The organism is Pseudomonas caspiana (assembly GCF_002158995.1).
In the GTDB taxonomy this organism is placed as follows: Bacteria; Pseudomonadota; Gammaproteobacteria; order Pseudomonadales; family Pseudomonadaceae; genus Aquipseudomonas; species Aquipseudomonas caspiana.
This window is the reverse complement of sequence record NZ_LOHF01000003.1, coordinates 391,451-399,612: the sequence shown is the minus strand read 5'-3', so window position 1 is coordinate 399,612 and position 8,162 is coordinate 391,451. Positions and strand designations below refer to the sequence as shown.

The following is an 8,162-nucleotide window of genomic DNA, read 5'->3' as shown; positions in this document are numbered from 1 at the left end:
GTAGGCTCACGCGTTCCGGCGCATACACCGTTTCGCAGCCTTCGGCAGCTCCTACAAGTTCTCCGCGATTCAGGGGGAGCGAATTTATTCGCGAAGAGGCCGGTACCAACGCCGCATGTCTATCGGCCGATACACCTTCCCGGATAAATCCGGTCCCTCAGCTTTCAGTGTGTAGCTATACAGCGCAGATTCCACCAGCCACAAAAAAGCCCCCCTTGCGAACAAGGAGGGCTTTTTTTCAGTATCAGCGACTATTCACCGCGATAGATACAACCACTGGTGCAAGTCTCATGAATGCGAATAGCTGACAACTCTGGCAGTAGCGGCTTGAGCTCAGCAAAGATCCATTTCGCCAGGTTTTCGCTGGTTGGGTTTTCGAGTCCCGGAATGTCATTCAAATAGTGGTGATCAAGGCGTTCATAGAGCGGCTTGAAGATCGCTTTGATTTCAGAGAAGTCACGGATCCAGCCGATATGTGGATCGACCTCACCTTCGAGATGGATGGCGATGCGGAAGGAGTGGCCATGCAGGCGTCCGCATTTATGTCCCTCAGGAACATGAGGTAGGAAGTGGGCTGACTCGAACGTAAATTCTTTAAAAATTTCCACAATCTTCAACTCTAAAAATGGCGATCGTCGCAGCGACGCATGCAGGCCGAGAGTTTATCAGCATTGGTTTGTGCTTGGCGCTAAAACCAGGTAGTTCGTATGCACTGATGGCATCTAGCCAGACTAATTCAGCTTGAGTTAAGTTCGGTTGTTTATCCTCGGTCTGTAGGAAATAAAAACTCTCAACGGAGATTGATAGTGAACACTCTGACTGCGCTTGCTGCCTCTGCTCTTCTATTGCTCACCAGTGGCGTAGTCAGCGCTCGCGACATTTCCCTCGACGAAGCTGCTACATTGCGCGCCGCAGGCATTATTCAAAGTTCAGAGCGGCTTGATGCCATCGCCTTGGCGATACACCCCGGTGCAACCATCAACGATACCGAGCTTGATGAAAGGTACGGCAAACATATTTACCAGGTTGAGCTTACGGATACTCACGATATTGAATGGGACGTGGATATCGATGCGGCAACTGGTAAGGTTCTCAAGAACCATCAGGACCGATAATGAAGTTACGTAAGCGTCGTGGCACTCTTCTATGCCTTGTGTTGGTATGCGTCACTGTGCAGGCGAGAGACCTTGATCAGGATGAAGCGCTGAGCTTGCGCCAGTCAGGCACTATTCTTCCCCTTGAGCAATTGATGGAGATGGCATTGGCTCGACATCCGGGTGCCAGGCTACTCGAGGCAGAACTTGAGGAGAAGCATGGTGTGTACGTTTATGAGTTTGAGATTTTGACCCCGGAGGGTGTCGTTCGAGAGTTGAAGTATGACGCTCGGGACAGTCGATTATTGAAGGATGAGGAAGACTGATGCGCCTGCTATTGGTAGAGGACCATGTCCCGCTGGCGGATGAATTACTTGCCGGTCTTGGCAGGCAGGGCTATGCAGTCGACTGGCTTGCAGACGGGCGTGATGCGGTACACCAAGGCGTTACCGAGCCTTATGACTTGATAATTCTCGACTTGGGCTTGCCGGGCCTTCCTGGATTGCAAGTATTGGAGCAATGGCGCGCCGGGGGCTTGGCAACGCCGGTCCTTGTACTGACCGCGCGAGGTTCGTGGTCCGAGCGCATCGAAGGACTCAAGGCCGGCGCTGACGACTACCTGACCAAGCCTTTTCACCCTGAGGAATTGCAACTGCGCATTCAGGCGCTACTGCGCCGCTCCAAGGGGCTCGCTAACCAGCCACGTCTTGAGTCTGCAGGTTTGCATCTGGATGAGGGGCGTCAATGCGTCACTCAGAATGGTGTTGATATTCAGCTCACCTCCGCAGAATTCAGGCTGTTGCGATATTTCATGCTGCATCCTGAACAAATTCTTTCAAAGAGCCATTTGGCTGAGCACCTATACGACGGAGAAAATGAGCGGGATTCCAACGTCATTGAAGTGCACGTGAATCACCTCAGGCGCAAGCTGGGTAAAACTGTTGTCGAAACCCGGCGCGGTCAGGGTTATCGCTTTGGCGGGGAGCCCGCTGCTTGAGATCTATACAGCGGCGCCTGAGCCTGGGGCTCATCAGCGTCATGGTTCTGGTATGCGTGGTCCTGGCCCAAACCAGCCTGTGGCTGTTTGAGCTGGGTTTACAGCGTTATCTGGAAGCAGGGCTGCGCAACGAAAGTGAAAGCCTGCTGATCGCGCTGGTTCGCGGGCAGAATGGTTTGCAACTGGATGAGCATCGTTTGTCGCCGGCCTACCAGCGGCCTTACTCCGGGCACTACTTCCGCATTGATTTTCCTGAAGGGCATTGGCGCTCCAGATCACTGTGGGATCTGGAAATTCCCGATCCCGGTTCGGGCGGGTTACACGCCAGCTATGAGCTGGGCCAGACAGGACAGTCCTTGCTACTGCTAAAGGCGGATTACCGAAAGTTTGGTCAGGACATCTCGATAACGGTTGCGCAGGACTACACCCCCGTCAGAGCAAGTTTTCTTCGCGTTCAACAAATTGGTCTCGGCCTGGGACTCGCGGCTCTTTTACTTATCCTGGCTCTGCAGAGAGTGACGGTGCGTCGTGCGCTGCGACCATTGGACCGTGCCCGGGAACAGCTGGTCCAGCTCCAGCAAGGGAAGCGTTCCCAGCTCGATGAACAAGTGCCGGTAGAGCTGGAGCCTCTTGTTTCGCAGATCAACCATCTGCTGGAGCATACCGAGGACAGCCTGAGGCGCTCGCGTAACGCGCTAGGCAACCTCGGGCACGCGCTGAAAACGCCACTGGCGGTTCTCTTCAGTGCTATCGCCGGCCCCCAGTTTGATGCTCATCCCGCGTTGCGAAATATTCTTCGCGAGCAACTGGAACAGATCCAGCAACGTCTGACGCGTGAACTCAATCGCGCGCGACTGTCGGGTGACGCGTTGCCCGGTGCGCATTTCGACTGCGATGCCGAGTTGACTGGATTGTTTGCCACGTTGCGGATGATCCACGGTGGGCATCTAAATCTTGAGATGCAGGTCCAGCCGGGTTTGTCTCTCCCTTGGGATCGTGAAGATATTCTGGAGCTGCTGGGCAACTTGCTGGATAACGCATGCAAATGGGCAGACAGCGAAGTACTGCTGATTATGAATCGGCAAGAGACCCGGTTCTGTATTGTTGTAGAAGACGATGGGCCCGGTATTCCGGAAGCCAGACGCGAAGAAGTGTTCGGTCGTGGCGCGCGTCTTGATGAACAAATTACCGGCCACGGATTGGGTCTCGGCATTGTGCGAGATATTGTCCAGGCGTGGGGCGGCAACCTGCAATTGGAGGCTAGCCACTCAGGTGGGCTTAGAGTATGTATCGACCTGCCTGACCGATCAGTAAGTGAGCAGACTATCAACTAAGCCGCTTTTGTTTACGCATTTCTTATTCGTGTCCGGCTTTACTTGCAAGCGCTCGGGACGCTCGCAACATCCCTTACTCAACTTTTCAGCCAAATTGCCGTTATAGAGCCAAGATCGGAATTCAAAAACAACAATTCGATACCCTGGGGTTCTATGCGCATTAGCCTGAAAGCCAAAGTACTCTCACTGGCGATTCTGCCGGTGCTGATATTCGCGCTTATCATTAGCGTGACCACCGTAATCATGCTGCGCGAGCAGGCCAAACGAGAGGTCAGCGAGACGCGCGAGCGTCTCTTGCAAGAAGCCAAGACCACGCTTAAAGATCAGGTGTCCATTGCCCTGACGACCATTAAGCCGATATACGACGCCGCGGCTCCCGGCGATGATGCGCCTCGTGCCCAAGTCATAAAGCTGCTCTCCAGCATCAGCTTTGGCAAAGACGGCTATTTCTTCGGCTACGACTCCCAGGTTATTCGTCTGTTTCGCTCCACCAATCCCGACGGCGTAGGCAAAAGCTTCAAGGATGCCAAAGACCCGAACGGAGTGATGGTCAATACCGAACTGGTTGCTGTTGCCAAGGCCGGTACTCACTTCCTGCTTTACTCCTCGACGCTGCCGGGCAAGACCGAGTTGGTTCCTAAACTGGGCTACACCGAATACCTGCCCAAATGGGACCTGGCGTTTGGTACAGCGGTGAATATTGACGGCATTGACGCGCAGGTCGCTGCGCTCCAGCAAAGTGTCGAGGCCCGCCTGGAAGAAATGCTGCTCAGCATCATTGGTGTCGCGCTTCTGGTGTTGATATTGATCAGTATCATTGGCGTAGTGCTGGCCGGTACGTTGCTTCGTCCGTTACGCCTGATGAAAGACAACCTTGATGATATTGCCGCCGGTGAAGGTGATTTGACCCGTCGCCTGGCTGTGACCAGTCAGGATGAGTTGGGTGATCTGGCCATATCGTTCAACCGTTTTGTCGACAAGATCCATAGCCTGGTCACCCAGATATCGGGTATGACCGGGCAACTGACCGGCCTGGTCGGCGAAGTCTCAAGTCAGGCGCAACGCTCCGAGCAAGCTATGGAGCGTCAGCGTCACGAGACGGATCAGGTGGCTACCGCCATCAACGAGATGTCCGCCGCTGCTCAGGAAGTGGCGAAGAGTGCTCAAGGTGCTTCGGTCGCTGCACAGAGGACGGACGAAGAGGGCCAGTCGGCCAAGCGCGTCGTTGACGGCAGTATCAAGCAGATCCACGCGCTGGTGGATGACATCCGTAACAGTGGGGCGTCTCTGGATAGCCTGCAGCAGGACGTATCCTCAATTGTCAGTGTGCTGGGGGTGATTCGCTCCATTGCTGAACAAACCAACCTGTTGGCGCTCAACGCTGCTATCGAAGCTGCGCGTGCAGGAGAGGCCGGTCGTGGGTTTGCGGTAGTGGCCGATGAGGTGCGTGCGCTGGCCAGTCGGACCCAACAGAGTACCCAGGAAATTCAAGGCATGATCGACCGCCTGCAAAAAGGTACCCAGACTGCAGTGGATGCCATGCGTCGCTCCAGCGAGGCGGGCGATGGTACTTCTGAACAGGCCAATCAGGCAGGTTCTTCACTGGATGCCATTGGCGAGCTGATCACGACCATCAATACCATGAACGCGCAGATCGCCAGCGCCGCAGAAGAACAAACGGCTGTTGCTGAGGAGATCAACCGCAGCGTGCATCAGATTGCTTCTGCTGTAGATACGGTCGCCGATGAAACCCGCCAGAGCGCACAGACCACCCGGAGCTTGAATGATCTCGGCCAGCGCCTCGGTGCATTGGTTGGGCAGTTCCGGGTTTAACTCATGTGAGGGATTGACCTGTAGGAGCTGCCGAAGGCTGCGATGCATTTATCCTGATACACCGCGATCGCAGCCTTCGGCAGCTCCTACAGGTTTTCCAATGTTTGCTGTGAGAAGCTGCTGTGTCATCGACACTGTGCAGTTTCCTGCAACCCTACGGCCAGACGCATTTTCTGCTGTACTTCCCTTTCCAGAGCCTTCATTTGCCTGACAAGCAGAATGATGGCACTCGTCCGTTGATTGGCTGACTAAGGATCAGGTCAAGCGAGTTGCTTGCCTACTGACATGGAAAGGACATGAACGAAACTACGCTGCAATACAAAACCCTGATCCTGCTGTTGGTGTTGGTGACCATCGCGTTCATATGGATCCTGTTGCCGTTCTACGGCGCGGTGTTCTGGGCGGTGATTCTCGGCATCATCTTTGCGCCGGTACAGCGTCGCTTGCTGCTGAAATTTGGCTGGCAGCGAAATCTGACGTCGCTTTGCACCTTGATGATCTGTCTGGTGATCGCGATTCTACCGGTCATTGTCATCAGCGCCTTGCTGGTTCAGGAAGGTGCCACGCTCTACAAGAACGTCGAAAGCGGGCAGCTCGATATCGCCAGCTATCTGGCCGAGTTTAAAGGCTTGTTGCCGCATTACGTTCAGGGCTGGCTGGACAGACTGGGGATGGGCGATCTCGATGGTCTGCGCGACAAGATCGCCAAAGGCGCGATGCAGGGAAGTCAGTACCTGGCAACGCAGGCATTCAGCTTCGGTCAGGGCACCTTCGACTTCGTCGTGGGTTTTTTCATCATGTTGTACCTGCTGTTCTTCTTCCTGCGTGATGGTCAGGAACTGGTGCGCAAGATGCGTATTGCTGTGCCTCTGGCTGAACCCCAGAAGCGTCGCCTGCAACTGAAGTTCACTCGTGTCGTGCGTGCCACCGTCAAAGGCAACGTTGTCGTCGCGATCACCCAAGGTGCTCTCGGTGGCTTCATCTTCTGGTGTCTCGACATTCCCAGCGCTCTGCTATGGGCGGTCATCATGGCGTTTCTGTCGCTGCTGCCAGCGGTAGGGGCGGGGATTGTCTGGGCACCAGTCGCGGTTTACTTCCTGTTGAGCGGGATGATCTGGCAGGGCGTAGTGCTAGCGCTGTTCGGCGTGTTCGTGATTGGGCTGGTCGACAACGTGCTGCGACCTATTCTGGTCGGCAAAGATACCAAAATGCCTGACTACCTGATTTTGATCTCGACCCTGGGCGGCATGTCGGTATTCGGCCTGAACGGTTTCGTGATCGGGCCGATGGTTGCTGCGCTGTTCATGTCCACCTGGGGCTTGTTCGTCAGTGCCAAGAAGACGGTACGTTTGCCGGGTTGAGATTCTCCAGGCGAAAAAAAACCTGCTCAATCGAGCAGGTTTTTTTATGCGTCTCGTCGTGTCTGATCCTTGAGAGATCAGCCCATCAGACCTGCATGCTGGACCAGATCCAGCAGAGGCTGCGGATAGACACCCAGTACGAAAGTCAGAATGGCGATGGCCAACAGCATCACGCCACCAGTACGTTGCGCCCAGTTGAAGGCCGCGTCGTGGCGTGGCAGCTTGGAGTCCACCAGGTACAGGGTCACCATCACGCGCAGGTAATAGAACACACCGATAGCGCTACCGATGATCAACGCACCAATCAACCACCACAGCTTCGACTCGACACCGGTCGCGATGATGTAGAACTTGCCGATGAAGCCAGCGGTGAGCGGGATGCCCGCCAAAGACAGCATCATCAGGGTCATCACAGCTGTCAGGTACGGACGACGCCAGAACAGGCCGCGGTACTCGAACATCGCATCGGTATCACGGCCGCTGTACGGCGACGACATCATGGTGATCACACCGAAGCTGCCCAGGCTGGTCAGTACATAGGTGACCAGATACACGCCGATAGCTTCAACGGCCATGCCTTCGCTCGCCACCAGGGCGATCATCAGGTAGCCGAAGTGCGCGATGGACGAGTAACCCAGCAGACGCTTCAAGTTGTTCTGCATCAGTGCCAGCAGGTTGCCAACGAGGATCGACGCGACGGCGATGACCGCCAGTACGTCATGCAGTACACCGCTGCTGGCAGCCGGGGAAATCTGGAACAGCCGCACCAGCACCGCGAACACCGCAACCTTGCTGGCGGTGGCCAGAAAAGCCGCTACCGGGGCAGGGGCGCCCTCGTAAACGTCCGGAGTCCACAGGTGGAAAGGCACCAGCGACAGTTTGAACGCCAGACCTACCAGCATCATGCCCAGACCCAGGCTGGCAATCGGGCTTGGCAGACCGCTTGCAGCCAGTGCCTTGCCAATACCATCGAAGCTGAGCGAGCCCGCTTCGGCATACAGCAGCGCCATACCGAACAGCAGGAACGCCGAACCGGCTGCCGACAGCACCATGTACTTGATACCGGCTTCCAGCGAGCGCTTGTTGAAGAACGCATAGGCAACCAGACCATAGACCGGCACCGACAGCAGCTCCAGACCGATGAACAGGCCTGCCAGGTGCTGAGCGCTGACCAGTACCAGACCGCCAGCTGCCGCCAGCAGGATCAACAAGTAAAGTTCTTCACGATTGCCGGGGTAGCCCGCCTTGCCATCGCCGAGATAGGCGTGAGCCATGGTTACACAAGCCAGAGTCGACGCCAGGATCAGCGCCATGTAAAGGCAAGCGAAGCTGTCGATCTGCAACAGTGGAGTCACTACCAGAGGAGCGACTTTCAATGCCGGGTAGATCGACAGCAGGGCGAGGTTAAGCCCCGCCACGCTGAGCAGGAAGGTTTGCGAGTGATTGCGGCGCCATGCGATTGCCAACATCACCACAACAATGGTGAGGCTGGTAATCAGCAGTGGGGCAAGCGCAATAAAGTGTTGAATCGTCAGGTCCATAG

8 protein-coding genes and 1 pseudogene are annotated in these 8,162 nt (G+C 55.6%); 7 read left to right on the top strand and 2 right to left on the bottom strand.

What is annotated here, in order from left to right:
• Nucleotides 1-251 precede the first annotated feature (251 nt).
• Nucleotides 252-608, bottom strand: a complete 357-nt coding sequence (gene queD, locus AUC60_RS06605) for a 6-carboxytetrahydropterin synthase QueD (protein ID WP_080238016.1) — start codon at nucleotides 606-608, stop codon at nucleotides 252-254.
• 198 nt (nucleotides 609-806) lie between these two features.
• Here queD and AUC60_RS06600 point away from each other — a divergent pair, with 198 nt between their 5' ends.
• The 7 genes and pseudogenes from AUC60_RS06600 (at nucleotide 807) to AUC60_RS06575 (ending at nucleotide 6,619) form a co-directional block, all read left to right on the top strand.
• Entirely contained in the window at nucleotides 807-1,115 is a 309-nt protein-coding gene (locus tag AUC60_RS06600; protein ID WP_087265274.1) for a PepSY domain-containing protein, read from the top strand.
• Nucleotides 1,115-1,420, top strand: a complete 306-nt coding sequence (locus AUC60_RS06595; RefSeq protein WP_087265273.1) for a PepSY domain-containing protein — start codon at nucleotides 1,115-1,117, stop codon at nucleotides 1,418-1,420. Before AUC60_RS06600 ends, AUC60_RS06595 begins: the two co-directional genes overlap by 1 nt.
• Complete coding sequence (locus AUC60_RS06590; RefSeq protein WP_087265272.1) at nucleotides 1,420-2,091, top strand: response regulator transcription factor; 672 nt, start codon at nucleotides 1,420-1,422, stop codon at nucleotides 2,089-2,091. Before AUC60_RS06595 ends, AUC60_RS06590 begins: the two co-directional genes overlap by 1 nt.
• Entirely contained in the window at nucleotides 2,088-3,425 is a 1,338-nt protein-coding gene (locus AUC60_RS06585; RefSeq protein ID WP_087265271.1) for a sensor histidine kinase, read from the top strand. Before AUC60_RS06590 ends, AUC60_RS06585 begins: the two co-directional genes overlap by 4 nt.
• Before the next feature lie 153 nt (nucleotides 3,426-3,578).
• A pseudogene (locus AUC60_RS28450) lies at nucleotides 3,579-4,400 on the top strand (cache domain-containing protein); the annotation flags it as partial.
• A gap of 36 nt (nucleotides 4,401-4,436) precedes the next feature.
• Nucleotides 4,437-5,258, top strand: coding sequence for a methyl-accepting chemotaxis protein (locus tag AUC60_RS28445; protein ID WP_405623128.1), 822 nt, complete (start codon nucleotides 4,437-4,439; stop codon nucleotides 5,256-5,258).
• A gap of 296 nt (nucleotides 5,259-5,554) precedes the next feature.
• The gene (locus tag AUC60_RS06575) at nucleotides 5,555-6,619 is read left to right on the top strand and encodes an AI-2E family transporter (RefSeq protein ID WP_087265269.1); all 1,065 of its coding nucleotides are present in this window, start codon (nucleotides 5,555-5,557) and stop codon (nucleotides 6,617-6,619) included.
• A gap of 77 nt (nucleotides 6,620-6,696) precedes the next feature.
• Here the strand turns inward: AUC60_RS06575 and nuoN are convergent, their stop codons facing one another.
• The gene (gene nuoN / locus AUC60_RS06570; protein ID WP_087265268.1) at nucleotides 6,697-8,160 is read right to left on the bottom strand and encodes an NADH-quinone oxidoreductase subunit NuoN; all 1,464 of its coding nucleotides are present in this window, start codon (nucleotides 8,158-8,160) and stop codon (nucleotides 6,697-6,699) included.
• Between the last annotated feature and the right edge of the window lie 2 nt (nucleotides 8,161-8,162).

Excerpts from the sequence above, each read along its gene's own strand:
- AUC60_RS06595 (WP_087265273.1), top strand. The coding sequence starts at position 1,115 with ATGAAGTTACGTAAGCGTCGTGGCACTCTTCTATGCCTTGTGTTGGTA.
- AUC60_RS06590 (WP_087265272.1), top strand. The coding sequence starts at position 1,420 with ATGCGCCTGCTATTGGTAGAGGACCATGTCCCGCTGGCGGATGAATTA.
- AUC60_RS28445 (WP_405623128.1), top strand. The coding sequence starts at position 4,437 with ATGACCGGGCAACTGACCGGCCTGGTCGGCGAAGTCTCAAGTCAGGCG.
- AUC60_RS06575 (WP_087265269.1), top strand. The coding sequence starts at position 5,555 with ATGAACGAAACTACGCTGCAATACAAAACCCTGATCCTGCTGTTGGTG.
- nuoN (WP_087265268.1), bottom strand. The coding sequence starts at position 8,160 with ATGGACCTGACGATTCAACACTTTATTGCGCTTGCCCCACTGCTGATT.